Consider the following 25369-nt stretch of genomic DNA (forward strand, 5'->3'; position numbering starts at 1 on the left):
CCTGCTGGTCCGACCACACCTGCTGAGTCGGCTGCTCCTGTTGTCCGTACTACCCGTACCGCCCCTGCTACCCCTGCTCCGGCGCCGACGGGTCCAGCCGGTCCTCCAGTTGGTCGAGCAGGTCGATCGCGGCCTCGGCGATCACCGTGCCGGGCGGGAAGATCGCGGCCGCCCCGGCCTCCCGCAGCTCCTCGAAGTCGCCCGGCGGGATGACCCCGCCCACCACGATCATGATGTCCTCGCGGTCGAGCTCGGCCAGCTCCTCGCGCAACGCGGGCACCAGGGTCAGGTGTCCGGCGGCCAGCGAGGACACCCCGACCACGTGCACGTCGGCCTCCACCGCCTGGGCGGCGACCTCGGCCGGGGTCTGGAACAGCGGGCCCACGTCCACGTCGAAACCGAGGTCGGCGAAGGCCGTGGCGATGACCTTCTGGCCGCGGTCGTGACCGTCCTGGCCCATCTTCGCCACGAGGACACGGGGACGGCGCCCCTCGGCCTCGACGAAATCGTCGACCCGGGCACTCACCCGGTCCATCAGGTGGGCCGCGTCAGCGTTCCCGGCCGCCTCGTCCTTGTACACACCCGCAATCGTACGGATCTGACCGGAGTGGCGGTTGAAGACCTTCTCCATGGCGTCGGAGATCTCCCCGACCGTCGCCTTGGCCCGGGCCGCGTTCACGGCGGCGGCCAGCAGGTTGTCGGTCAGGCCCTCGTCTGCCTTCGACTCGCGCCCGGCCGCCTCGGTCAGGGCGTCCAGGGCGGCGCGCACCTCGTCGCCGTCGCGCTCGGCGCGCAGGCGGCGGAGCTTGTCCAGCTGCTCGGCGCGGACCCTGGAGTTGTCGACCTTGAGCACGTCGATCTCGTCGGGGGTGTCCGGCCGGTACTTGTTGACGCCGATCACCGGCTGACGGCCCGAGTCGATGCGCGCCTGGGTACGGGCGGCCGCCTCCTCGATGCGCATCTTGGGCAGTCCGGCGTCGATCGCGGCGGCCATGCCCCCGGCCTTCTCCACCTCCTGGATGTGCGCCCACGCCTTGGCGGCCAGCTGCTGGGTGAGGCTCTCCACGTAGTAGCTGCCGCCCCAGGGGTCGACCACGCGGGTGGTGCCGGACTCCTGCTGCAGCAGCAGCTGGGTGTTGCGGGCGATGCGCGCGGAGAAGTCCGTGGGCAGGGCCAGCGCCTCGTCCAGGGCGTTGGTGTGCAGCGACTGGGTGTGCCCCTGGGTCGCGGCCATGGCCTCCACACAGGTGCGCCCGACGTTGTTGAACACGTCTTGGGCGGTCAGCGACCAGCCGGAGGTCTGGGAGTGGGTGCGCAGGCTCAGCGACTTGTCCTTGGCCGCTCCCAGATCCTTGACCAGGCGCGCCCACAGCAGGCGGGCGGCGCGCAGCTTGGCGACCTCCATGAAGAAGTTCATCCCGATCGCCCAGAAGAACGACAGCCGGGGCGCGAACGCGTCCACGTCCAGTCCGGACTTTTGACCTGCGCGGATGTACTCCACACCGTCGGCCAGGGTGTAGGCCAGCTCCAGGTCGGCCGTGGCCCCGGCCTCCTGCATGTGGTAGCCGGAGATGGAGATGGAGTTGAACCGCGGCATCCGCTGCGAGGTGTAGGCGAAGATGTCGGAGATGATCCGCATCGACGGCTGCGGCGGATAGATGTAGGTGTTGCGGACCATGAACTCCTTGAGGATGTCGTTCTGGATGGTCCCCGACAGCTTCTCGGGGGACACACCCTGTTCCTCGGCGGCGACGATGTACAGCGCCAGAACGGGCAGTACCGCGCCGTTCATGGTCATGGACACGCTCATCTTGTCCAGCGGGATGCCGTCGAAGAGCTGGCGCATGTCGTAGATGGAGTCGATGGCCACGCCCGCCATGCCCACGTCGCCCGCCACCCGGGGGTGGTCGGAGTCGTAGCCGCGGTGGGTGGCCAGGTCGAAGGCGACCGAGAGGCCCTTCTGACCCGCGGCGAGGTTGCGGCGGTAGAAGGCGTTGGACTCCTGGGCGGTGGAGAAGCCCGCGTACTGGCGGATGGTCCAGGGCTGGTTGACGTACATGGTCGGGTAGGGCCCGCGCAGGTAGGGCGGGATGCCCGGCAGCCCGTCCACGAAGTCCAGCCCCGCGCGGTCGGCGGGCGTGTAGAGCGGCTTGACCCCGATGCCCTCGGGGGTCTCCCACTCCAGGGCGTCGGCGGCCTTGCCGGTGGCCTCCTCCAGGGCTCGCTGCCAGTCGGTCTCGCCCTGACCGCCCTGCTGGTCCCCGCTGAAGGCGGGCGGTCGGGGCGCGACGTCGGAGAAGTCGGGGATCATGCTCTCTCCCCCTGGGTGGAGTCGGGCTCGGTGGAATCGGTCGTCGTGGCGGTCGGGGGAGTGGCGGTCGGGGGGTCGGTGAGGATCACGTCGACCAGATCGGTGAGCAGGGCGACGGCGTCGCAGCCCTTGTGGGCGAAGGCGTCCACCCCGGCCTCCCGGTAGGCGTCGCGCGGCGACCCGGCCAGCAGGACGCGGCGGGCGCCGACCCCCCTGAGCGCGCGGGCCACCGCCTCGGCGTGTTCGGCGTAGACCTGGTCCGAGGAGCAGATCACCGCGATGCGGCTGCCGGAGGCGGTGAAGGCGGCCGCCGCGGCCCGGGCGTCCTCCAGCGGGCCCGGGCCCTCGACCGCGATCCCGCCCGCGGCGAGGAGGTTCGTGGCGAAGGAGGCGCGGGCGGTGTGTGCGGCGACCGGGCCGAGGGTGGCCAGGAAGGCGGTAGGACGCCGTCCGGTGCCGGCGGTGTGGGCATCGGAGCGGTCGCGCAGCACCTCGTAGTCCTGGGCGTAGCGGCGGACCGGGAAACCGCCCGGTACCCGGACCGGGCGGGCCGGGTCCGCTTCGCGGACCAGAGGTTCTTCGTGCGGGTCCGGGAACTCGCTGATGCCGGTGAGCGGGGCGCTGCGGCGGGCCAGGTCGTGGCGGCGCCGCTCCCAGAGCCGGTCCACGGCGGTGCGGAGTTCACCGTGCTCGATGGCGGCGGCGATGCCTCCGGCGCGTTCCAGTTCCTGGAAGAAGGCCCATCCGGCGGTGTAGAGGTCGCGGGTGAGGGCCTCGACGTAGAAGGAGCCCCCGGCCGGGTCGATGACCTGGGCCAGGTGGGCCTCCTCGATGAGCAGCGACTGGGTGTTGCGGGCGATCCGGCGGGCGAAGTCGTCGGGCAGGCCCACGGCGGAGTCGAAGGGTGCGACGGTGACCGCGTCGGCGCCGCCCGCCCCGGCGGCGAAGCAGGCCACGGTGGTGCGGAGCATGTTCACGTGCGCGTCGCGGCGGGTGAGCATGGCGTCGGAGGTGGTGGCGTGCAGGCTCATGCCGCGCTGTTCGGCGGGCAGGCCGCAGGCCTGGAGCACCTGGTTCCACATGGCGCGGACGGCGCGGAGTTTGGCGATGACGGAGAACTGGTCGGCGTTGGCGGCCAACCGGAACTCGATCCGGCGGGCGGCGTCGGCCAGGTCCAGTCCGGCGTCGGTCAGGGCGCGCAGGTAGGCGGTTCCGGCGGCGATCGCGGAGCCGATCTCCTGGGCCTCGGAGCCGCCCGCGTTGTGCACGAGGGTGCCGTCGGCGATGAACAGGCCCAGCCGGGGGTAACGGGCGGCGTGTTCGGCGGCGAAGCCGGCGGTGCCGTCCACGTCGGGGCGCTGACCGGCCAGGGCGGCCGTGCTGAGGGGGTCCAGGCCCAGGTGGGAGATGACCCGGACGTCGGGGACGTCGGCGTCGGCGTGCGCCTGGAGCAGTGCGGTGGCGGCGTCCAGGGCCTGTGGTCCGGGTGCGGCGAGCACCACGGGGGCCAGGTCGAGGTAGACGTCGGCCAGGGCTTCACCGAGCCGGTCGACCGCCACCCCCGTCTCCCCCACGGCGACCCACAGCGAGCTCACGCCGTTCATGAGGTCGTTGTGCACGCGGCGTCGGAGCCGGGCGGGGTCGGCGTCGGTGTGCCGGGCCCTGATGTCCCAGCCCCCGGCCACTCCCCCGCCCGGGCGGTAGCCGCGGGTGAAGGGTGCCAGACCCGGGTAGCCGGGGTCGGCGGCGGGCGGCTCGCCGGTGTAGAGGGGTTCGATGTCGAAGCCGTCGTAGGCGCGGGTGGCCAGCACGGACTCGGGGGCGTGGGCGAGGCGGTCCTCGGCGACACCGCTCTTGCGCAGCACCCCGGCGACGAGTTCGCGCCACCGCTCACGTGTGGCCGCAGGGAAGCCTTCGGCCAGGTCGGGGGCCGCGGTACCGGCGGCCCCGCTCTCAGGGACGTCCATACTCCGAGATGGTAGAGAACGGCGTTCGACCCCGGCCAGCCGGGGTGTGGTGCCGGGCACATCACCCCCGGGCACCGCTCCTACCAGAGGCGATACATCTCCTACCCGCGCACCACTCCGGCCCCGGAATGTGAGGTCCTGCACAAAATCCCCGTTTCAAGAACCGAATACCTGTGGTGATCGCCTCACAGTAGATATCGAGGAGTTCCCCTATGCTCATCTCCGCCCGCCGCCACCGCCTCGCCCTCGGGGTGGCCGCCACCGGAGCAGCCCTCGCCCTCGCCGCCTGCGGTACCGACGACCCGAATCCCGCCGAGCAGGAAATCGCCGCGGCCGAGGATGTCGAGGAGGAGGAAGAGTCGGCGGAGCCCGACAACGGGGACTTCAGGGAGGGGCCCGTTCCGGACCAGGCCCCGGAGGCCGACGAGGCCGACCTGCCGCCCGAGCCCGCGAGCGACGCCCCGCTGGGAGAGATCCTCGGTTGGGACGGCATCGAGCGGGTGTCCTCCTTCGCCAAGGTCGCCGACCCCGACGCCACCGCCGACTGCCCCGAGATCGAGGGCGAGGAGGGCGAGTCCGCCACCTGCACCATCACCTACCTGGGTGAGGAGCTCGAGTACTCGATCAACGTCCAGAGCGGCGGATTCATGCTCAACTACACCTGGGAGCTCTCGGGAGCCCCGCTTCAGCGGGACATCGTGGAGGACACCCTGCGCGTGCGCGCCGAGACCGAGCAGGTCCGCTGCGACATGGACGAGGTCATCCTGGTCGCGCCGGGCGATGACGACGTGGCGAGCTGCGAGGCCCTGGTCGACGACACCACCCGCGACTACAGCGTGAGCATCGGCGACGTGGGCACGCTCAGCGTCTACCAGGTCTGACCTGACTGCCCCTGGGAGGTGGACTGGGGAACCGGTTCCCCCGGGACAGCCCCATGGGTGCGGGCGTCTCGGTCCCCGGAGGTCGGGCAGCCCGGTTAACCCGGCTCGGGCACCGGATGTCAGGCGCGTTCCTCGTGCTCGATCTTGTCCAGGTGCCTGTACTTGACCGCCCCATGGGAGACGGGATCCGGCGGGTGTCGGGGGCGTGCCCCCGTCCAGGAAGGCCTGGATGACCTCGTCCGCGTGCTTGGTGCGCGCGGTGACGTACTTGCCGTCGCGAGAGACGATTTCCTTGTATTAGTGGGAAAACCAGGAAGAACTACCGGCCTGGGTGGTCACTCCAGCACGGAGTGCCACCTGCGCCTCTACGCCTCTCAGCCGCAGTTGGTGCCGTTGCGCACGACCCACTCGTCGCCGATCACCCCGCCCCAGTCCACACACTGACCCGCGGCCTCCAGGTGGACCGGACCGGCGTACATGGTCCAGTCGCCCGGGTCCCGCGTCCAGGAAGTGGAGCTGCTCCGCTTGAGCACCGCGTCCATGTTCATCGCGGCCCCGGCGTTGGAGCGGACGACCACCACACAGTTTCTCCCGTTGGAGTTGTTGTAGGTGAGGTAGACGGTGCCCCCGGTGATGGAGGCGCTGTTGACCACGTTGTAACCGTCACCGCAGACTCCGTTGTAGGGCGCGGCCGCCGCCGGCGCGGGGTTGACCAGGAGCGCGGTCAGGGTGAGGGCGAGCCCGCAGGAGACCCAACGGGTGAGGGACTTCGACACTTCTCCTCCTCCTACCAGGGCGGGGTTCCGCTGCCGCTGGTCTTGTGGTGCTCCACGATCCGGGTGATGGTGATGGTGCCGCCGCTCTCGGTATAGGTGACCTCGGCCGAGATGGTGCGGCTGCCGCTGTTGACGTAACCGGCCAGGGCCGCCGGGCTGGAGGACACCGAACCGGCGTCGCCGTTGCCGACGCTGCCGCCCTCCCCCTGGCAGAAGCTCCAGGCGCACACCACCGTGGCACCGTCGAGCACGGCGTACCGACCGGAGCCGTTCGCGGGCTGGAAGGCCACGACGTGGTTGCCCGAGGGACGCGAACCGGAGGCGCTCACCCCGGCGCCGACCGTGGCCATCGTGCTGGTGGGCCCGCTGTCACCGCCGTCCGCACCGTCCTCGTCGTCGCCGTCCTCGGAACCTTCACCGTCGGCCTCGTCCTCCTCGGACGGGTCGCCGGAGGGCTCCTCCGAAGGATCCTCGGAGGCCGCGACGGCGGACTGGTCAGGGCCAGCCGCGACTTCGCCGTCCGCCACACCCCCGCCGCCGTCCTCGTCGGCGCCGAACCAGGCGGTGATCGGCAGGGAGCCCCAGTTGTTGGCGACCGCCACCCCGCCGACGCCCATTCCGGCGAGCAGCACCAGGGCGGCCGCGGCGAGCGCGAGCCCCTTCCGGCGGCCCTTGCCCTGCTTGCCCCCGCGGCACCGCTCGGGCACCGCGACCTCCTGCTCCTCCGGAGTACGCACCCCGTGCCAGGTGGCCTCGAGGGTCTGGGCGACGGCGGTCCCGGCCGCAGTGGGCCCCTCGATGGGGGAGATCGAGCGACCCATGTTAATCAGCTGCATCACGCCGATCACCAGAGCCATGGCCGTGGGCCGCTGGTCGGCGTCCTTGGACAGCGCCCGGCGGGCGAGGTCAGCGAGGGGTCCGTCGAATCCCTCCATGTCGGGTTCGCCGCTCATCACGCGGTGCGCGACGGCTGCGGGGTCACCACCGCCGAACGGAGGACGGCCGGTGGCCGCGTAGGTGACCAGGGCACCCCACGCGAAGATGTCGTCGGCGGTGCTGATGGGCTCACCGCGGTAGTGCGCCGGGCTGATCCAGCCCGAGGAACCGAGCACGGAGCCGGTCCGGGTAAGCGCGGTCTGGTCGAGGGCGCGCGCGATACCGAAATCCAGCACCCGGGGCCCTTCCGGGGACACCACGATGTTGGCGGGCTTGAGGTCGCGGTGGACCACCCCGGAGGCGTGGATCTGTGCGAGGGCCTCGGCGATGCCCACCGCGAGACCGTGCAGCAGCATTGAGGGCAACGGACCCTTGTTCTCACGCAGATAGGCGTTGAGGGTAAGCCCGCGGACCAAGGGCGTGGCCAGCCAGGGCTGGGCGCCCTCGGTGTCGGCGGCCAGCAGCGGGACCGCGCAGGCACCGCCGACCCGGGCCAACATGTCGACCTCACGGGCGAACCGGCCGCGGAACTCGGGATCGGCCGCGAATTCGGGGTGGATCACCTTGACCGCAACCAGGGGCCCGTCCTGGGCCTGGGCCGCGTACACGACACCCATGCCGCCCGCGCCCAGGCGCTTGAGCAGCCGGTGGGGGCCGATCTCGGCGGGATCGACGGACAGTAGGTCAGTGGCCGTGGCGGGCAGAAGGAGCGCGTGGGGGGCAGGACTCATGGATCTCACAGATGCGAGGGCGAGGGCGGAGGGGCTCCGGGGAACCGGGACGCCTTTCGCCAAGAGGAAGAGCCTTGTGCCAAAGCGAACCGGGCACTGCATCTTAGCCCGCCAGGCCCCACAGCCTCATGACAGACTCTGACGTCTACGCCGATACCACGCTTACCTGGCCAGAACCGGCCATGCCTGTCCCCAGGAGAACGGACGACCATGCCACGCCCGAACCCGATCGACCTCCCCGGACGCAAGGAGCGCAGTCCGCGCGCCCGGGTGTACCTGTGGTTCCGCGACCAGCCCTGGCTGCTCTGGCCGCTGTGGGTCGGGACCGTCACCCTGTTTCTCTGCTCCATCGGGCTGGCACCCGGCGCCGCCTACTACTGGCCCAGGCAGTACCCGATCACCAGCGACCAGAGCGCGATCCTGGTCTACGCGGGTGCGGCTGCTCTCTTTCTCCTGGTCACCGTGTTCACCGCTCCCGTCACACTGACCCAGTACCCGCGATCGTTGTCCCGGGGTGCACGGGACTTCCGGCACCTGAGCCGGACCCTGGAACTCGTGGCGGAGCTCGCCGACCGTGCAGAGAGGTGGGCGGACAGCGAAGCCCGGCGCGGACGGCTCGCACAGATCCGTGAACTGGCCTCCCAAGCGGAGAAGAACGCGGACCGGGCCCGGGAACGCCTCCTGAAGATCAATCAGATGCCTCGGCCCCACAACTGGCTGGTCAAGGCAGCCTCATACCGGTGGGACATCACCCGGGAGCTGTATGCGGCGGAGAAGCTCGCTCTGGAAGTGCACCGCTTCGTCGACAACCGTGAGACCGGCCGGGAGGAACCGGACTTCCTGCACGAATTCCAGCTGTGGCTCAGGCGCTAACGCAGTCGCACCCGGCCGTGCTCCAGACGCTCCCGCACCTTCCTGTACGCGCCCGTGAAGAAGGCAACCACCATGAGTGCGGCGCCGAACCACAGGACCTGGACGGCCCCGCCCAGGGTCTCCAGCCTGCCGGGCCCCTCCCAACTGGGAGTCGGCCGAAAATCGCGCATGGCCGCATACGTCTCCTCGAAGTCCTCCTGCTGGACGAGCTCCACCACCCGGGCGAGGAACTCCTCCTCAGGCAGGCCGGGGGCCTCCTCCGAGGCAAGGAGGATCGCGCGCGTAGCCTCCCCCTCAGAGCCGGTGACGGTGAGGTCGGAGCTCAGATGGAAGTGCACACCCGCCAGCTCGCCGGCGTCCGCCATGTGCCGGACGACCGTGGGAGCCCCCGGGACATCCCCCACCACCACGTAGACGTCGTGGGGCCCGGCCAAGGCGTGCGCACGGATCCGGTCGATCAGCTCCTCGTCCACGGCCCCCGGCATGTCCTCTTGGACATGGACGGGATCCTCCCTCAGCTCCTCGGCGATCAGCCGTAGGTTCTCCCTGCCCTCCTCGGTCGTCACCACCGCCGTCGCCGCCGGGGACGCGGTCACGAGCAGAAAGGACAGGAGCAGCAGGATCGGCAGGGACGCACGGGGGAAAACGGCACGGGGGAAAGCTGCGAGCAACGGATTCGACCTTCTAGCTCTCGTCGGCCTCGGGGGACTCGGTGCTCTCCGGGTCCTCGGTGTCCCCGTCCGCCGGGTCCTCGTCCTCGGGGGCGGGGCCGTAGACGAAGCGCTGGCGCTCCTGGACGAGGATGGCGTGACCGGTGTCGGTGACCGCCTCCACGTAGGCGGAGAGGTCGTCACCGACCACGTCCATGGTCTCGGCGTCCAGGACGAGCTGGTGGTCGCCGTCCTCGTTGGAGCGCGAGTCGCCGTAGACCAGACCGGCGTGGGCGAAGGCCGGGGAGATCGAGCCGTCGTCCTCCTCCAGGCCCCAGCGGATCTCGCCCTCCCTCAGATCCACGGCGACCATGGTGGCCTGACCGCTGGCCTGCGGGAGCAGGAGGGTTCCGGTGTCGCCGTCGTAGAGCAGACCAGGGGCACCGGCCTCGTCGAAGTGCCGGGAGACCGGGTTGGTGCCCGCCTCCGGCAGGGTCCACAGCAGCTCGCCGTCGGCGGCAGCGTGTGCGGACAGGACCGAGGGGGCCTCGGGCCGGGCCCAGCGCAGCAGGACCGCCTGCGAGGCGTCCTCGTCCGCTGCGTCGTCCGCGCCGTTCCCCCCGTCCTCGGTCTCGTCCTCAGCCCCGTCGTCCTCGGGCAGCGGGGTCGTGAAGACGCCGAGGACCTGCGGGACCGGTACCGGCGCGGTTCCGTTCAGGCCCAGTTCCTCGCCGGCGGCGGCCACCGACCACAGGTGCTCACCCGCCTCCTCGGGGTCAAGGGAATGAGCGCGCAGGACCGAGTCGCCCGAGTCCAGCAGGACGGTCTCGCCCCAGACCGCCACGGGAACACCGAAGTGCTCGGGGTCGTCACCGGTCTCTTCTTCGACTTCCGCGTCCTCGTCGGTCCCGTCGCCTTCGTCGCCGTCCGCCGGCTCCTCCTCGGTGTCCCCCTCGCCCTCTTCTCCGGGCTCGGGCTCCGGTTCGAAGGTGTAGGACCACAGCTCGTCGCCGTCGGTGTCCAGCACGGAGAAGTCGCCGTGGGGCTCCTCGGGGGTCCATTCGGCCGGACGGCGCACCGCCGTCCCGTCGAGGTAGAGGTCGCCCTCCCGGGCCGGCTCCCACACGGTCTCACCGTCGGCGCCGAGCACGAAGGGGGTGTCGTCCTCATCCGTCATGAGCAGGACCGGAGCGCCCTCGGAATCGGTGTCGAAGCCGCGGAAGCGCGCCTCGCCCTCCCAGAGGGCCGTACCGGTGGCGGCGTCGTGCAGCAGGTGGCGGTCCTCGCCGCCGGAGCTGATCAGGAAGGCACCGCCCACAGGGCTGATCCGCACACCCAGGGGGTCGTCGAGGATGTCGTGGACGTCCGCGTCATCACCGTGGAGGTGGCGCAGAACCTCGCCCTCGATGCCGGGGGGCGCCTCGCCCTCGAACTCGGTGGGGATCGGCGGGGGCTCCTGTTCCGGCACGGGAACGGGCGGTTCCGGATCGCCGGTGCACCCCGCCACCAGCAGCACCACCAGGCCACAGGTCAGGGCCTGAGGCACACGTGAGCTGCCCATTGACGGTCTCTCCCCACGAAACGATGACGTTTACGGCAAATCCTAAGCCGGTGGATGGTCAAGTGGATACACAGGGCCGACCACTCGTTACGGGCCTGTGAACGCATCCGCCGGAGTCCTCAGGGCCCGGGACCGGGTTCCACCTCGATCACCGTGGCGCCTCTCACCTCGAACTCCGCCTTCCCGCCGGTCAGTTCGGCGAGCCGGATCCCGAAGTCGGGCAGCTCGGCCTCGGGCAGCGCCACCTCGATGCGGACCCGGTCCTCGTAGGCGACCTCCCGGACGGTCAGCGCAGAGTCGCGCAGGTCGCTCTCCAGGCGCCCGCCCAGGACGTAGTCGGCGAACACGTCCACCACGAGCAATCGGCGACGTTCAAGCAGCCCGAACTCCTCGATCGCGGCGGACACGGAGTTGCCGTAGGCGCGGATGAGGCCGCCGGCGCCGAGCTTGGTCCCGCCGAAGTAGCGGGTGACCACGGCGACGGCGTCGGTGATCCGCCGGTGGCGCAGCACCTCCAACATGGGCACCCCGGCGGTCCCGGCGGGTTCGCCGTCGTCGCTGGAGCGCTGTACCCCGCCGTCCTCGCCCAGCACGTAGGCGGTGCAGTTGTGGTTGGCGCTCCAGTGTTCCTTGCGCCGCTCGGCGATGAACGCTCGGGCGGCTTCCTCGCTGTCCACCCTGGCCATGGCGCAGATGAAGCGGGACTTCCTGATCTCGGTCTCGTGTTCGCCGCCGCGTCTGATCGTTCGCATGTCGCCTGTTCAGCAGGGGTCGTGGTGGGCCGCACCAGTCTGCCATCCCGGAGGGGCCGGACCTTTCCGGGAGCACAATGGGAGCATGGACGACTCCTCGATCGACGCCGCCCGGGTCCTCGGCGACCCCCTGCGGCGCAGGCTCTACGAGTACGTCGCGGACTCGGGGGGCGAGGTGGGCCGGGGTGCGGCGGCCGAGGCGCTCGGCATTCAGCGCACCCTGGCCGCGCACCACCTGGACCGGTTGGTCGAGGCGGGTCTGCTGGACGTGGTCCGGCGCAAGGTGAGCGGTCGCCAGGGGCCGGGGTCGGGACGCCCGGCCAAGCTGTACCGGCGTTCGGAGCGCGAGGTCTCCCTCCAGCTACCGCCGCGCGACTACGAGCTGGCCGCCCGGGTCCTGGCCCAGGCGGTGGAGCGGCACGGTGCGGAGGAGAGCCTGCACGCGGCCGCCCGCGAGGAGGGGCGGCGGATCGGTGCGGACGCCGGGGCGGAGTCGGTACTGGAGCTGCTGCGCTCCCGGGGCTATGAGCCCGAGCCCGGCCCGAACGAGAGCACCGACAGCGACGCGGGCGCGACCGGCGTCCGGTTGCGCAACTGCCCGTTCCACCGGTTGGCCCGGGAGTTCCCGCCGCTGGCCTGCGGCCTGAATCTGGCGCTGATCGAGGGCATGCTCGCCGCGCACGCCGAGGGCCGGGGCGAGGAGGCGCCGGAGGCCCGGCTGTGCCCGGAGTCCGATGGCTGCTGCGTGCTAATTTCTAAAAATAACACTCATTGACATAGAAGCGCGGCCCATGGTGTTCTGACGCCATGAGCCAGCCTCCGCGCACCCCCGCGCCCCCGCCCTCACCGTCGCACCACCTCGCGCAGATCAACGTCGGACTCCTCAAGGCACCCCTGGACCACGCCTCGATGGCGGAGTTCGTCGAACTCCTCGACCCGATCAACGCCATGGCGGACCGCTCCCCCGGTTTCGTGTGGCGGTTGGTCGGAGAGGGTGAACCGGACGCGACCCGGATGCGGCCGTTCGGGGACGATCTCCTGATCAACTTGTCGGTGTGGGAGAGCGTGGAGTCCCTGTGGGATTTCACCTACCGGACGGAGCACCTGGAGCTCCTGCGCAGGCGGCGGAGCTGGTTCGAACGGTTTTCCGGCGCCCACCTGGCGCTGTGGTGGATTCCAGCTGGTACGGTCCCCACACCGGAGGAGGGCGAGCGGCGCCTGGAAACCCTGCGCGCCAAGGGGCCCAGTGCCGAGGCGTTCACCCTCAGGGACCAGTTCGGCCCTCCGGCCACACCAGGATTCCCGCACTCCTAGTTATCTGGCATGCGCCTTGGGTAACGTTGCGGACATCCACAGCACCGAACACCCGGGAGTCCCGACATGCGCACCACGCCACCCGTCGTCGGTCTGGCCTTGACCGCCCTTCTGGCCACCGGTTGCACCCAGGGCGCCCCCTCGACCAGCGGTGGCTCGGCCGCCACGGACAGCCCCGCGGCCCAGCCCACCGCCGAGCCGAGCGTGACCGCGTCGACCTTCCTCCCGCCGGGGGAGAGCGCCGGGGCGGTCACCTACGACGAGACCGCGGTGCCCGAGGGCGCGACCGCGGACGTCCAGGTCCGCGTCCAGGACGGTTCCACGTTCGTGCAGTTCACCGGGACCGGCCTGGAGGAGGACCGGGACTTCGGCGCCCACGTGCACACGCGCCCGTGCGGTGACGACCCGGGCGACGCGGGTCCGCACTACCAGGACGAGGTCGACCCCGAGGCGACGGATGACGAGCCCTCCACCGACCCCGAGTACGCCAACCCCGAGAACGAGGTCTGGCTGGACATGACCACCGACGGCAGCGGCAACGCCTACATCACGTCCACCGTCGACTGGGAGTTCCGCGAGGGGGAGGCGCACTCGCTGGTGCTGCACGACGAGCACACCGCCACCCACGAGGGCCACGCGGGCACGGCGGGCGACCGCCTGGCCTGCGTGACCGTTGAGTTCTAGGCTTTTCGGCCCGGTCCTCAGTCCGGGACGACCCGGCGCAGGACCACCTTCTCGGCGAGCGCCCAGGCCGTCGAGGCGAACAGGTAGATCCCGGCGGCCAACGGTACGAACGCGGCGACGACGACCGTGACGAACTGCAGGTAGGAGAGCGCTCCGAGCATCGGGGGCTGCCCCGGGCCGTCCTTCATCATCGGCAGGACCACATAGCGGCGGTTGGCCCAGGCCACCAGGGCCAGGAGCAGGAGCAGCGCGGCGAAGACCGGGGAGACCAGGAGCCCTTCGGCGCTCGCGGCCAGGGTGGCACCCAGCTCGACCCCGGCGAAGGTGTGCGCGAGCAGCGGCTCCTCGCCCGGACCGGCCCCGATGAAGAGCCCGTACAGGGCGATGACCAGCGGGATCTGCACCAGGCCGGGCAGGCATCCGGCCAGCGGCGAGGTGCCCGCCTCGGCGTAGACCTTGCGCTGTTCGGCGACCATCCGTTCCGGATTCCTGCCGTACCGCTTGCTGATCTCAGCGAGCTGGGGCGCGATCCGGGCGCGCTGCTTCTCCGCGCGCACCTGGGCCACCCCCAGCGGCAGGAGCAGGAGGCGGACAGCCACGGTCAGGCCGACGACCGCCAGCCCGGCGGCCAGGGCTCCGGCGAGCGGGGTGAGCATTGCGGTGAGGACGGCGAGGATCGCCGAGAGCAGGTTGATGGCGGCCGCGATCGGCCCGAGGGTGTACAAGGATGTGGCCCTTCGTCCGGGTGGAGTATGCAGACGGCAGGCCGCTCGGAGCCGCGGCGCGGCAAGGGTGTGCCCTGATGTGCCCAGGGGCTAGGGGAGCCACCGAAGGCGTGTCCAGCGAAAGGGGTGCCCTGGGCGCGGGTCAGCGAGCGGCCGGGAGGGCCGCTCCGGGCGCTCGGGGACGCGGTCTGCCCGCCGCGTCGGGGTCGCACAGGGCCAGGACCGGGAGCCTCTTCGATCTGCGGCGCATCGCGTGCGCCGCGCCGGTGGCGGTGTCGCCGGCCGGCCACAGGGCCGTGCCGCGCAGGGCCAGCCAGGCCAGGGCCACGCCGACCGCGACGACCAGGAGGGCCAGCGCGCCGCTGTCCGCGCCGGGCAGCGGGAGGTCGACGGGGAGGAAACCGAGGGCGAGGAATTCGAGGAGGGGCAGCAGGTACTGCACGCGCGTCCTCCCTCCCCCGTGGTCCTGCAGCTATCCTACTCAGCCGCCACAAGGCCGACAAAAGCTCTGTTCATCCCACTCATCACGCTGCTGAGAAATCCGCCGACACTCCGCCGCCGCTCCCCTCCATTCGCGTGATCCTGTAGCTAAATGACACAGAGTAACCAACTCCGCACTCGGCAGCGCCCTTCGGTGCCCGGCCGCGTCTTGAAGTACCTGTGTCTTGCGGGCTCGCGTGAGCCCGGTGAAGAGGGGAATCCCGTGCCGATCCGCCCTGCGAACCTTGCCACCATGTCCGCGACCATCGCCGGTGCCATCTCGGGGATGTCCAGCAAGGAGGAGACCGCGCCGGTCCGCATCACCTTCGAGTCCGGTCACGAGCAGACCGTGGAGAACGGCGGCTGCCGTGTCCTGGAGACCGGCCAGGGCGGGGTGGTCGAGATCGACGGCGAGTCCCGCTTCGCGCTGTTCGCGGGCACCAGTTGCCAGGGCAGCCGCACCCTGGCCTCCGGCAACGGCTCGGTCCGCTTCGGCACCCCGGTCCTGGCCGGAGCCATCGTCATCGGCTAGCCGCGACCGGAGGAGCTCGCGGCACGGATGCGGCGGACCTCGTCCGGGACCCGGTCCAGGGTGTCCCCGCGGGAACGCAGGACCTCGCCCGCGGTCGCGTGGCCGAGGCTCAGGCGCAGGTCCGCGGGCAGGCCGTCGAGCAGGCCCGACAGGAACCCGGCCGCGAAGGCGTCTCCGGCGCCGACCTCCTCCACCAGGTCCACCGGCGGGGCGGGCACGAACACCGTGTCCGCCCCCTCGAAACAGGTCGCCCCGTACCCTGCGTCCTTGACCACCAGGGTCGGCACCTCCGGCAGGGCCGCGCGAACGTCCTCGGCGGCGGGGGTACCCCAGAGCCGTTCGGCCTCGTCGCGGCCGACGAACACCACGTCCGCGCGGCGGGCCAGGTCCAGCAGCACCGGTGCGGCCTCGCGAGCCGTCCACAGGGCGGGCCGGTGGTTGACGTCGAAGGAGCGCAGGGCACCGTTGCCGGAGCGCCGGTCCAGCAGGCACTCCACCAGCGCGGCCGCCCGGGCGGACAGCGCCGGGGTGATCCCGGACAGGTGCGCCAGCCGGGGGCCGCGGGACCAGACCTTCTCCCCGTCCGCGGCCGACATCACCGAGGCCGCCGAACCCCGCCGGTAGTACAGGACCCCCGCCCCGCCGGGCGCCGTGTCCTTCACGTACAGGCCGGTGGGGCGTTCGGGGTCCACCTCCACCCCGCGCACGTCCACCCCGCTGCGGGCGACGGCGGCGGTGACGATCCGGCCGAAGGGGTCGTCGCCCACCCGGCTCACCCATGCGGTCCGGTGGCCCAGGCGGGCGAGCGCCACGGCCACGTTCGATTCCGCGCCGCCGGTGCCCACGCCCAGCCGGGTTCCCTCGGTCAGAGCCTCGGGCGAGGTCAGCACGGCCATGGTCTCGCCGACGCAGACCGCGTCGATCCGGCTCATCGGCCGTTCCTCCCGATCCGGTTGTTCCTCCGGGTCATCGGCCGTCCCTGCGGACGGATCGGCCGGGCAGGCGGTCGGTGCGCTGCCCGTCCCGGACGGTGAACTCACCGTTGATCATGACGTGCTCGATCCCCACCGGGGTGCGGCGCGGCTCCTCGTAGGTGGCGCGGGCGTCGACGGTGTCGGGGTCGAACACCACGAGGTCGGCGACGGCTCCGATCTGGATGATGCCCCGGTCGGTGAGGCCGAGCCGTCGGGCGGGCCGGGAGGTGAGGTGGCGGACGCACTCCTCCAGGCTGAGCAGCCCGAGTTCGCGCACGTAGTGGCCGAGGTAGCGGGGGAAGGTGCCCCAGCCGCGCGGGTGCGGCCGGTCGCCGACCAGGATGCCGTCGCTGCCCGCGGTGTGCGCGCTGTGCCGCATGATGGCGCGGATGTTCTCCTCGTTGCCGACCTGGAGGAGGCAGCCGCTGCGGAGCTCGTCGGCGACCAGCAGGTCGGCGTAGGTCTGCCCGGGGTCCTCGCCGCGCTTCTTGGCGAGGTCGGCGATGGAGGAGCCCACCGCCCAGGAGAGCGCGGGGTCGGCGGTCCCGGTGACGACCAGGGTGGTCCAGTCCATGGGGATGCCGTGGTTGCCGTCGGTTCCCTCGGTCTCGATCTCGTGCAGGACGCGGGCGCGGGTGTCGGGGCCGCGCAGCCGGGCGAGGGTGGCGGCGGTCCCGCCCTCCTGGGCCCAGGAGGGCAGCGGGGCGCCGAGGTAGGTGGCGCTGGCCCGGTAGGGGTAGCTGTCCAGGGTGACGTCGAGCCCGTAGCGGACGGTGGCCTCGTCGATGGCGTCGAGCACCTCGGGCGCGCGGCCCCGGTTCTGCGGGAAGTTCACGTGGCAGTGCGCCAGGTGGAGGGGCACGTGGGCGCGGCGGGCCACGTCCAGGCACTCCTGGTAGGACTCCACGACCCGGGAGCCGTAGTTGCGGTGGTGGGGGCAGTAGTAGCCGCCCGCCGCGCGGACCGGTTCGAGGAGGGCGACGATCTCGTCGTCACTGGCGTACATGCCGGGCGTGTAGGTGAGCCCGGCGGAGAGCCCGTGCGCGCCGTCGGCCATGCCCCGGGCGACCATCGCGCGCATGCGTTCGATCTCGGCTTCCGTGGCGGGGCGGTCGTCGTTGCCCACGACCGCCATGCGGACGTTGCCCTGGGGGACGAGATAGGCGGCGTTGGCGGGCGCGCCCCGGTCGATCAGGTCCAGGTACTCTCCCACGCTCCGCCAGGAGTGGTCGAGTTCGGGGGTCCCGTTCCACGCGGCGATCTGCTCGCGGACGGGCTCGGCGGTCTCGTCGGTGACCGGCGCGTAGCCGAGCCCGTCCTGGCCGAGGACCTCCAGGGTGACGCCCTGGCAGACCTTGGCCTCGTGGGCGGGGTCGGCGAGCAGGGCGAGGTCGGAGTGGGCGTGCATGTCGATGAACCCGGGGGAGACGGCGAGCCCGGTCACGTCGATGACGTTTCCGGTGTTCCTGGCGCTCCCGAGTGGGACGATGTGACTGATGCGGCCGCCGCGCAGGACGAGGTCGGCAAGGCGGGAGGGTCCGCCGCTGCCGTCGATCACCCGTCCTCCGGCGAGTACGGTCTCGGGCTGCACTGTTCCTCCGTTCGGGGTCCCCGACACCCGGTTCGGCGACTCCGCCGTCGGAGTGTCGGTGTGGCCAAAGATACGCTGAGCCAAAGATAATTGGTAACTTTGTTGCCAATAAATGTGCCCGTGGGCCGCCTGTGCGGTCGCCCGTACCTCGGCACGAGAACCGGCGCGCGCATGTGCACGCGACACCCGATCCAAGGAGTCACATGTCCAAGAAGGCGGTCCAGACCGACAAGGCCCCCGCTCCCGCCGGCGCCTACAGCCAGGGCGTCGTGGCCGGCGGTTTCCTCTACACGGCCGGGTTCGGTCCGCAGGACCCCGAGACCGGGCGAGTCGCGCCGACCGTGGGCGAGCAGACCACCCAGGTGCTCGCCAACATCGCCGCCGTGCTCGCCGAGCACGACCTGACCCTGGACGACATCGTCAAGTCCACCGTCCACCTGGAGAACCTCAAGGCGGACTTCCCGGAGTTCAACGCCGTCTACGAACAGCACTTCACCGCCCCCTATCCGGTGCGGACCACCGTGGGCTCGGACCTGGCGAACATCCTCGTCGAGATCGACGTCGTCGCCAAGCTCCGCGACTGACACCCCGTACCAGCCCTCACTGGACATCATTCCCAGCTTGACGGTGAATCGACCGGCCGTCCCCGAAATCGGCTCCCCGGGGGCGGCCGGTTCTCTTTCCGGCTGGCTTTTGCGAACAGACCCGGGGAGCCGCTAGGCGCGACGGCGGGCCCGGACCACCAGGTCGTGCACGGTGTGGGTGGTCTCGTCCACGGTCTGCTCCGCGGTGCGCACGTCGTCGACGAGCACGTCCCACTCCCCCTCGGCGAGCGCTCCGGTCACCGCGTCGCCCTCGTAGAACAGCTCCGGGACCGGTGAGCGCGGCACACCCGTCTCCAGGTCCTTGGGGTGGTGCGCGACCACCAGGAACTCACCGCCCGGGGCCACCGCGGCGGCGAGGCCCGCGAACAGCCTCGCCCGGGGATTCGGGTACAGGTGCATGAACTGCGCTGTGACCAGGTCGAACCCGGGTGTCGGCGGGGCCCACCGGGTCACATCCGCGCGCAGCCAGGTGATCCGGCCCGCGACCCCCTCGCCCGCCTCCGCCGCGTGCGCCGCGGCGCGGTCCAGCGCCACGGACGAGATGTCGACCGCGGTCACCTGCCAGCCCCGTGCGGCCAGCCACAGGGCGTCCGCCCCCTCACCGCTGCCGACGTCCAGCGCCCGGCCGGGCACCAGGTCCTCCGTCTCCGCGACCAGGTGCCGGTTGGGCCGCCCGCTCCAGATCCGCTCGCTGGAGCGGTACCGCTCGTTCCAGAACTCCTCGCCCATCTCCTCGGGCAGGGATCCGTGTCCATCGGTCATGTGTCGACCACCTCCGACTCCCACTCTGCTCAGCGGCGAGGGCCGAAGCGAGTTCCCTTGCCGGAACGGCAAAGGCGTGGGGGCCCTTGCGGAGAAAGCCCAAGGAAACGCCGCTGCCGCGGGGCCGTGGCCGCCGCGGCCTCATCGCCACGGCCGCCAGTTCCTCCTCCCCGGGGAGACGCGAGCCCCCGGTAGCCGTTTCCGGCCTCCGGCAGATGTGTGTCCCGGCACCTTTTCAGTAGCGCCGCGTGTGCGATCGATCACTCCGGGTCACAGTGCAACCCATCCCCGGAGAGCACCCCGATTTCAGACCGAAGAACCGGCGTTGCCCTCAGTGACTTCACTGGTACCCTCAAACCCGCTTGCGGCCATCGCCAGAGCACCCGAAGCCGGTGACCGGCCCGCATACTCCCCAGGAGTCTCCGGGCAGGCCCACCGGGAACCGCACGGCGATCATGCACCCGTGCACCAAAGTTTCGGCACTGACGACACACGAATACCACTAGGGCCCGAGTCCCACCAGTGGTCTTTGAGTTTCACAAATATGAAGCAAACTTTTCAGTTCGCCGTCGCCATCACCCACATCAGCGAACTAAAAACCGCTTCCACCTGCCACGGGGAGCCCTTCACCAACGACCTCAGGGGAGCTCGACCGGGGGCGCCCAACCCGCTCAGGACGTCCGACCCTAAAGCGGAACCCGAGCCCGCTCGGGGCGCAGACCCCGGCAACCCATCCTCCCCCTCCCAACTTACCGTCCAGTAGTGATCATTTGCCTTCGTTCAAACGGCGTACTTTGTCCTCAACAGTGCGTTGAAGTCGCTATCGTGTTTCCTGTTGTCAACAGGCCTTCCCGTCCCGAGGAACCCATGTCTGACTCCCCTCCCTCCGAGGCCGCCGCGCATCAAAACAACCGGCAGACCTCTACCCCGAACTCGCACAGCCGCTGGAGCACACGCACCCTGGTCCTGGCCGCCTCGGCCCTGCCTTCGCTCCTCATGGCCGCTCTGGGCACCGTGACGATCCTGTTCGTCCTCGCCATCGACCTGTCCGGTACCGCCGACCGGAACACGGTCCTCGCCTTCGCGCTCACCACGGCCGCCGTGGGGGCCCTGCTCATCCTGTTCCTGGCGGTCTACGGCGCGGGGCAGACAGCCAGCCGCGTGAACGAGCGCGTCAACGGTCTGCGCACCTGGCTCACCCGCGGCCAGGACCGCCTGCGCGAGCTCACCGACGAGGTGAAGCGAGGTGAGCGACCCGAGCCACCCGAACCTCCCGCCGGTCCACCGAAGGGCGGTGACGCGTTCGAGCACCTCGCACACGAGCTGTCCGTCGCACAGCACGCCTCGGAGACGGCCGTGGTCGAGGCCACCTCCTCGCGGCCGGACCGTCCGTCGGCTCAGCAGGTCGAGGTGTTCGTCAACGTCGCCCGACGCATGCAGTCCCTCGTCCACCGGGAGATCACGCTGCTCGACGAGTTGGAAGCCCAGGTCGAAGACCCGGACCTGCTCAAAGGCCTGTTCACCATCGATCATCTGGCCACCCGGATGCGGCGTCAGTCCGAGAGCCTCGCGGTCCTGGGCGGAGCGGCGTCACGACGCAAGTGGAGCAAGCCGGTCTCGCTCTATGAGGTGCTCAGATCAGCGGTGGCCGAGGTCGAGCACTACTCGCGGGTCAAGGTGGTCCCCCCGGTGACCGGCACCCTGAACGGCGGCGCGGTCGTCGACGTCATCCATCTGGTCGCCGAGCTGATCGAGAACGCCACCAAGTTCTCGCCGCCACAGGCCCAGGTCATGCTCCGCGCCGAGCACGTCCCCGCGGGCGTGGCCATCGATATCGAAGACCGCGGACTAGGCATGCAGCCCACCGACGTCCACAGGATGAACAGCCTGCTCGCCGACCCCGAACAGATCGATATCGGGGAACTGCTCCATGACGGCCGCATCGGCCTGTACGTCGTCTCCGTGCTCGCACGCAAGCACAGCGTCCGGGTTCAGCTCCAGAGGAACATCTACGGCGGCACGCAGGCCGTCGTCCTGTTGCCGATCGGCCTGGTCGGCTCGGAGAACGAGGGACGCGGCTCCAGGTCCCTGGCGCGCTCCTCCGCAGAAACCGCTGCCGCACCGACGGCACACCCGACCCCGCGTCCCCCCTCGGCACCGGCGCCCGTCTCCGTTCCCTCGGACCACGGGAACAACGGGCAGGAAACGCGGCTGCCCACCAGACGCACGGCCGATCCCCGCACCGGACCCGCACCCCAACCACTGCCCGTGCGGTCGGCGCAGACACAGAGCGGCGGCCGCGGATTTCAGGAGCCGCCGCCCGCCCCCGCGCTCGCATCCGAGGCCGGCCCCGCTTCCCAGAGGCGGCCGCCGTCCGGCGAGCGCCCTCCGCTGCCGGAGCGCCAGGCGCAGACGCATCTCGCGCCCGAACTACGCAGCGACCGCTCGGACGGGCGCCACGACAGAGGCGGCGACCACACACCCGACCTCATGTCCGTCTTCCAATCCGGCTTCAGACGCGCCGAAGCGGAGAATGACCAAGACCGGCTGGATCGCGACGACAGCACCAGCTGATCAGGCAGCACCCTTGCGAAAGAGAGTCCATTCATCATGGTGAGCGCTGTACACCCGGGCCAGGAGTCTGACCTCAGCTGGCTTCTCAGCAACCTCGTCGACAGGGTTCCGCACACCCGAAGCGTCGTCCTGCTGTCCTCCGACGGCCTGATGAAGGCCGTGTCCGGCCTCGACGTCGAGAGCGCGGAACAGCTGGCCGCCATCGCCTCCGGCCTGTTCTCCCTCTCCCGCGGCGCCGGGCTGAAGTTCGGCGGCAATGAGACGGTCCGTCAGGTGATCGTGGAACTGGACAACACACTCCTGTTCGTCGCCTCCGCCGGTTCCGGTTCCGTCCTCGCCGTCCTCGCCGGACGCGAGGCCGACGCCGGTGTTCTCGGATACGAGATGTCCCAGCTCATCAACAGCGTGCGACCCTTCCTCACGACCCCGACCCGGTCAACCGACCAGCGGAGCCGATGAGCATGGCCTCGTCCGAAGACGACATCTGGATCGATGAGAAGGCAGGACGCCTCGTACGCCCGTACACGGTGATCAACGGTCGCACCAACCCCACCAACAAACTGGACCTGCTGTCCATGGTGAGGGCGACCGGGCAGGTCTCCCAGAACCAACTGGGCCCGGACCACGCTCAGGTCCTGTGCCTGTGCCCTGATCCGACCCCGGTGGTGGAGGTCGCCGCCCACCTCGGGTTGCCCGCGGCGGTAGCCAAGATCCTGCTTTCCGACCTGATCGACTGCGGGGCGGCCACCACCCACGTCTCCCACCCTGCCGCTGACCCGACCGACCGATCCGTATTGGAAGCGCTGCTGCATGGCCTACAACAACGACTCTGATTCGTTTCCCACAGCGGTCAAGGTTCTGATCGCGGGTGGCTTCGGCGTCGGCAAGACGACCCTCATCGGTTCGGTGAGCGAGATCGAGCCGCTGAGCACCGAGGAGATCATCACCTCGGCCAGTATCGGCACCGACGACCTGGGGGGCGTGGAGGGCAAGACCACCACGACGGTGGCCTTCGACTTCGGCCGGGTGACCTTCCCCTCGCAGCACGTGCTCTACCTGTTCGGAACACCCGGGCAGGAACGCTTCTGGTTCATGTGGGACGAACTCTGCGAGGGCGCGCTGGGCGCTGTCGTGCTGGCGGATCCGCGCCGTTTGGAGGCCTCCTTCGCGGCCGTGGACTTCTTCGAACGCCGAGGAATCCACTTTCTCGTCGCGGTCAACGAGTTCGACGGGGCGTTCCGTTACGAGCCCGAGGAGGTTCGGGCCGCGCTCAAACTCGATCTTCGGACACCGGTCGTTCTCTGCGACGCGCGCAGCAGCCGCTCCGCGACGTCCGTACTCGTGTCCCTCGTGCAGTCCCTGCTCGCCGCAGCCGCCCACTCACCCGCCACCTAGTCTGCTCGACGACCCCTGAGTTGGAGCCAACAATGACAGACAACAGCAAAGACCACCTGCTCACTCCAGTGGACAGCGAAGTGCCCGAGCGCATGGCACGGCTACGCGAGCTCCGACTCGGTGACGGGCCCGACCAGGAGTTCGACGATTTCGCCCGTGATCTGGCCGAGACGGCCGGCGCACCGTTCGCGATGGTCAACTTCATCGACGAGGACCGCCAGTACTTCGCCGGCCTGTACGTGTCCTCCGAGAGCGATCCGGGTTCGGGCGCGAAGCACGCGCAGTCCCCCGAACCCGACCGGGTCATGGACCGCGACCACGGATACTGCCCGCACGTGGTGGCCCGACGCCTGCCCCTGGTGCTCGACGACGTCTGCGATTACCCCCGGTTCGCCGGCAACCCGGTCGTCGACGAAATCGGTATCCGCTCCTACATCGGCGCTCCGATCATCGACCGCACGGGTACGACCCTCGGCACGATCTGCATCGTCGATCGCGAACAGCGCCCCTGGGGGCGTCCGGGACTGGAGTTCATCAAGGCGAAGGCCGCGGAACTGACGGATCTCATCCACCGACGCGAGGACCGTGCCGCACAGGCGGCCCTCGGTTCCGCCGAGACCGGGCGGCAGCCGAGCTGATCCGGGGGACCGCTCCGGCACCGCTCCCCCGGTCCCAGACGAGGCCGGGGGAGCGGGTGCTCCGCGGGACAGTACCGCTCTGTCCGCGCTGTCTGATGTTCTCGGCCGCCTGCGCCTGCAAGTCATCCAGGCCCGGCCACGCGATACTAGGGGGTACCTGCCATTTCCCCCTCGGAAACCGCGAACTTCTCCGACCACTGCCCCTTGTTCGTGCCCAGCGCCATCTCACTGAGCCGTAGCAACTGGATGTCGGACGTGCCCGCGGGAGCGAAGATGTGGTGCGCGTCCCGCAGGTGCCGCTCGATCGGCCGATCGGTGAACAGGCCGCAGGCGGCGTGGATCTCCATCGCGGCCCGCGCCGAGTCCAGCGCCCCTTCGACATTCACGAGTTTGGCGTTCATCAGCTCCGCGTCGCAGGGCAGGCCCCGGTCCAGCCGGTCCACTGCGTGGTAGGCGGCCAGCCGGGCCGTCATCAGCCGCGATTGCATCTGCCCCAGCTTCAACTTGATCGTGGGGAGCGCCGACAGCGGCTCCCCGTAACGGTGTTGCCGCGAGACGAAGTCCACGGTCTCGTCCATCAGGGCCTGGTGGATACCGAGGGAGACAGCGGTCAGGTTGGCTCTTCCGTAAAGGACGCTGGAGGAGTAGGCGACAGGCAGTCCCTCGCCCTCCTCTCCCAGCCTGTTGGCGGCGGGGACCCGGCAGTCCTCGAAGACGAGCTCTCCGAAGCTGAATCCGTGCAGTCCCATGGCAGGGCGGTGCGGACCAAGCGAAAAACCCGGCCGATCCGCCTCGACCAAGAAGGCCGACAAGCCCTTGGACCCGGGACCGGTACGGACGACGACCCCGTGGACGTCGCCGACGTGGCTGTTGCCGACGAACACCTTCCTGCCGTTGAGAACGTAATCGTCCCCGTCGCGCACCGCGCTGGTCTGCATACCGAGGACGTGCCCCCCGGACTCGGGCTCGGTGACGGCGATCGTCGGAAGGCACTCTCCGGCGGCCACGGCCGGCAGCCACGTCTTCTTCTGCGTTTCGTTGCCGAAGTGGAGGATCTTGGCCACGCCCAGCTGGGAGGCCTGCACCATGGCCCCCATGGCACCGCTGACCAGGGACAGCTCCTCGATGATGATGGTCTTCGCGAGGTGGCCCAGCCCCATGCCTCCGTACTCGGGGCCGATGGTGACACCGAGCCATCCCTGACGGGCGATCAGGCGGGACAGTTCGTGTTGGACGGAGCGGGACTCTTCCATGGCCGGTACCAGAGGGCGGACTTCGTTGTCGGCGAAGGCCCGAACATCGGCCCGAAGACGTTCGTGACGCTCTGTGACGAAAGAGTCGGTCATGCGGATCCCTTCACATTTTCATGCTTGGCTCGACCCGGCTTCAAGGGGCGGATCGCTGGTGGATCCACCTGGCCGAACCAGCGGGATCATGGTGAATTAGGGTCGACAGTGAACACAAGGCCTCTGCCTTTTTTGGACATAATTATCCCATAAAGGCCACTACTTCTGGACAGGCACTTTAGGGCACAGAAGGTTCGAAAGACCCCTCGTTCCCCCATGGCTGGACCGGCCCGCCCAGCAGCCAGGCACCCCAGTGAATCAGCTCTGAGCTGCGGCGCCGCCGAACCTTCGGCCCAGGCCGCGGCCGACCC

At 70.3% G+C, this 25369-nt stretch carries 25 protein-coding genes; 12 read left to right on the forward strand and 13 right to left on the reverse strand.

Features of this window, described 5'->3' with window-relative positions; translation table 11 throughout:
- Positions 1 to 67: 67 nt before the first annotated feature.
- Together scpA and HNR07_RS22475 are read right to left on the reverse strand one after the other, a co-directional pair.
- The gene (gene scpA, locus HNR07_RS22470) at positions 68 to 2311 is read right to left on the reverse strand and encodes a methylmalonyl-CoA mutase (protein ID WP_184366665.1); all 2244 of its coding nucleotides are present in this window, start codon (positions 2309 to 2311) and stop codon (positions 68 to 70) included.
- A complete protein-coding gene (locus HNR07_RS22475) occupies positions 2308 to 4278 on the reverse strand; it encodes a methylmalonyl-CoA mutase family protein (RefSeq protein WP_184366666.1) in 1971 nt (656 codons plus the stop codon). The genes scpA and HNR07_RS22475 overlap by 4 nt, the downstream gene beginning before the upstream one ends.
- A gap of 212 nt (positions 4279 to 4490) precedes the next feature.
- Here HNR07_RS22475 and HNR07_RS22480 point away from each other — a divergent pair, with 212 nt between their 5' ends.
- Positions 4491 to 5159 (forward strand): hypothetical protein, encoded by a 669-nt coding sequence (locus HNR07_RS22480; protein ID WP_184366667.1) that lies wholly within the window; start codon positions 4491 to 4493, stop codon positions 5157 to 5159.
- Positions 5160 to 5533: 374 nt separating this feature from the next.
- On the opposite strand, the gene HNR07_RS22485 is transcribed toward HNR07_RS22480, so the two are convergent.
- Together HNR07_RS22485 and HNR07_RS22490 are read right to left on the reverse strand one after the other, a co-directional pair.
- Positions 5534 to 5935, reverse strand: coding sequence for a spore-associated protein A (locus HNR07_RS22485; protein ID WP_184366668.1), 402 nt, complete (start codon positions 5933 to 5935; stop codon positions 5534 to 5536).
- A gap of 11 nt (positions 5936 to 5946) precedes the next feature.
- Complete coding sequence (locus tag HNR07_RS22490) at positions 5947 to 7602, reverse strand: serine/threonine-protein kinase (RefSeq protein WP_184366669.1); 1656 nt, start codon at positions 7600 to 7602, stop codon at positions 5947 to 5949.
- A gap of 210 nt (positions 7603 to 7812) precedes the next feature.
- Here HNR07_RS22490 and HNR07_RS22495 point away from each other — a divergent pair, with 210 nt between their 5' ends.
- Positions 7813 to 8475 (forward strand): hypothetical protein, encoded by a 663-nt coding sequence (locus HNR07_RS22495; protein WP_184366670.1) that lies wholly within the window; start codon positions 7813 to 7815, stop codon positions 8473 to 8475.
- On the opposite strand, the gene HNR07_RS22500 is transcribed toward HNR07_RS22495, so the two are convergent.
- From HNR07_RS22500 to HNR07_RS22510, 3 genes are all read right to left on the reverse strand, one after another.
- Positions 8472 to 9146, reverse strand: a complete 675-nt coding sequence (locus HNR07_RS22500; RefSeq protein ID WP_184366671.1) for a hypothetical protein — start codon at positions 9144 to 9146, stop codon at positions 8472 to 8474. The two genes, HNR07_RS22495 and HNR07_RS22500, sit on opposite strands and share 4 nt — an antisense overlap.
- Before the next feature lie 13 nt (positions 9147 to 9159).
- Entirely contained in the window at positions 9160 to 10686 is a 1527-nt protein-coding gene (locus tag HNR07_RS22505) for a PQQ-binding-like beta-propeller repeat protein (protein WP_184366672.1), read from the reverse strand.
- 119 nt (positions 10687 to 10805) lie between these two features.
- Positions 10806 to 11438 (reverse strand): YigZ family protein, encoded by a 633-nt coding sequence (locus HNR07_RS22510; protein WP_184366673.1) that lies wholly within the window; start codon positions 11436 to 11438, stop codon positions 10806 to 10808.
- 85 nt (positions 11439 to 11523) lie between these two features.
- Here HNR07_RS22510 and HNR07_RS22515 point away from each other — a divergent pair, with 85 nt between their 5' ends.
- The 3 genes from HNR07_RS22515 (at position 11524) to HNR07_RS22525 (ending at position 13436) form a co-directional block, all read left to right on the forward strand.
- Positions 11524 to 12213, forward strand: coding sequence for a helix-turn-helix transcriptional regulator (locus HNR07_RS22515; protein WP_184366674.1), 690 nt, complete (start codon positions 11524 to 11526; stop codon positions 12211 to 12213).
- Between the two features lie 32 nt (positions 12214 to 12245).
- The gene (locus tag HNR07_RS22520) at positions 12246 to 12752 is read left to right on the forward strand and encodes a DUF3291 domain-containing protein (protein ID WP_184366675.1); all 507 of its coding nucleotides are present in this window, start codon (positions 12246 to 12248) and stop codon (positions 12750 to 12752) included.
- Positions 12753 to 12818: 66 nt separating this feature from the next.
- Positions 12819 to 13436 carry a superoxide dismutase family protein gene (locus HNR07_RS22525; protein ID WP_184366676.1) on the forward strand — a complete coding sequence of 206 codons (618 nt, stop codon included), beginning with the start codon at positions 12819 to 12821 and terminating at the stop codon, positions 13434 to 13436.
- 17 nt (positions 13437 to 13453) lie between these two features.
- Here HNR07_RS22525 and HNR07_RS22530 read toward each other — a convergent pair whose 3' ends face one another.
- Both HNR07_RS22530 and HNR07_RS22535 read right to left on the reverse strand, forming a co-directional pair.
- Positions 13454 to 14161, reverse strand: a complete 708-nt coding sequence (locus HNR07_RS22530; protein WP_184366677.1) for a YidC/Oxa1 family membrane protein insertase — start codon at positions 14159 to 14161, stop codon at positions 13454 to 13456.
- 142 nt (positions 14162 to 14303) lie between these two features.
- Positions 14304 to 14603, reverse strand: coding sequence for a DUF6412 domain-containing protein (locus tag HNR07_RS22535; protein WP_184366678.1), 300 nt, complete (start codon positions 14601 to 14603; stop codon positions 14304 to 14306).
- A gap of 261 nt (positions 14604 to 14864) precedes the next feature.
- Here HNR07_RS22535 and HNR07_RS22540 point away from each other — a divergent pair, with 261 nt between their 5' ends.
- Positions 14865 to 15173: a hypothetical protein gene (locus HNR07_RS22540; protein ID WP_017581450.1), complete on the forward strand. Its 309-nt coding sequence runs from the start codon at positions 14865 to 14867 to the stop codon at positions 15171 to 15173.
- On the opposite strand, the gene HNR07_RS22545 is transcribed toward HNR07_RS22540, so the two are convergent.
- Together HNR07_RS22545 and HNR07_RS22550 are read right to left on the reverse strand one after the other, a co-directional pair.
- Positions 15170 to 16105 carry a sugar kinase gene (locus HNR07_RS22545; RefSeq protein ID WP_184366679.1) on the reverse strand — a complete coding sequence of 312 codons (936 nt, stop codon included), beginning with the start codon at positions 16103 to 16105 and terminating at the stop codon, positions 15170 to 15172. The genes HNR07_RS22540 and HNR07_RS22545 overlap by 4 nt on opposite strands.
- 34 nt (positions 16106 to 16139) lie before the next feature.
- A complete protein-coding gene (locus HNR07_RS22550) occupies positions 16140 to 17738 on the reverse strand; it encodes an N-acyl-D-amino-acid deacylase family protein (protein ID WP_184366680.1) in 1599 nt (532 codons plus the stop codon).
- Between the two features lie 203 nt (positions 17739 to 17941).
- Here HNR07_RS22550 and HNR07_RS22555 point away from each other — a divergent pair, with 203 nt between their 5' ends.
- Positions 17942 to 18322, forward strand: coding sequence for a RidA family protein (locus HNR07_RS22555; RefSeq protein WP_184366681.1), 381 nt, complete (start codon positions 17942 to 17944; stop codon positions 18320 to 18322).
- A gap of 132 nt (positions 18323 to 18454) precedes the next feature.
- Here the strand turns inward: HNR07_RS22555 and HNR07_RS22560 are convergent, their stop codons facing one another.
- Positions 18455 to 19105 (reverse strand): class I SAM-dependent methyltransferase, encoded by a 651-nt coding sequence (locus HNR07_RS22560; RefSeq protein ID WP_184366682.1) that lies wholly within the window; start codon positions 19103 to 19105, stop codon positions 18455 to 18457.
- Positions 19106 to 19972: 867 nt separating this feature from the next.
- Between HNR07_RS22560 and HNR07_RS22565 the strand changes: the two genes are divergently transcribed.
- From HNR07_RS22565 to HNR07_RS22585, 5 genes are read left to right on the forward strand one after another with little or no spacing between them, the layout of a single operon-like run.
- Positions 19973 to 21679: a sensor histidine kinase gene (locus HNR07_RS22565; RefSeq protein WP_184366683.1), complete on the forward strand. Its 1707-nt coding sequence runs from the start codon at positions 19973 to 19975 to the stop codon at positions 21677 to 21679.
- 36 nt (positions 21680 to 21715) lie between these two features.
- On the forward strand, positions 21716 to 22138 hold the full coding sequence (locus HNR07_RS22570) for a roadblock/LC7 domain-containing protein (protein ID WP_184366684.1): 423 nt from the start codon (positions 21716 to 21718) through the stop codon (positions 22136 to 22138).
- A 2-nt stretch (positions 22139 to 22140) separates the two neighbouring features.
- Positions 22141 to 22512 carry a DUF742 domain-containing protein gene (locus HNR07_RS22575; protein WP_221318903.1) on the forward strand — a complete coding sequence of 124 codons (372 nt, stop codon included), beginning with the start codon at positions 22141 to 22143 and terminating at the stop codon, positions 22510 to 22512.
- Positions 22490 to 23074 (forward strand): GTP-binding protein, encoded by a 585-nt coding sequence (locus HNR07_RS22580; protein ID WP_184366686.1) that lies wholly within the window; start codon positions 22490 to 22492, stop codon positions 23072 to 23074. Before HNR07_RS22575 ends, HNR07_RS22580 begins: the two co-directional genes overlap by 23 nt.
- A gap of 32 nt (positions 23075 to 23106) precedes the next feature.
- Positions 23107 to 23712: a GAF domain-containing protein gene (locus HNR07_RS22585; protein ID WP_184366687.1), complete on the forward strand. Its 606-nt coding sequence runs from the start codon at positions 23107 to 23109 to the stop codon at positions 23710 to 23712.
- 146 nt (positions 23713 to 23858) lie between these two features.
- On the opposite strand, the gene HNR07_RS22590 is transcribed toward HNR07_RS22585, so the two are convergent.
- Positions 23859 to 25058, reverse strand: coding sequence for an acyl-CoA dehydrogenase family protein (locus HNR07_RS22590; RefSeq protein WP_184366688.1), 1200 nt, complete (start codon positions 25056 to 25058; stop codon positions 23859 to 23861).
- Positions 25059 to 25369 lie beyond the last annotated feature (311 nt).

Origin of the sequence: Nocardiopsis metallicus (assembly GCF_014201115.1) — a bacterium.
Taxonomy (GTDB): domain Bacteria; phylum Actinomycetota; class Actinomycetes; order Streptosporangiales; family Streptosporangiaceae; genus Nocardiopsis; species Nocardiopsis metallicus.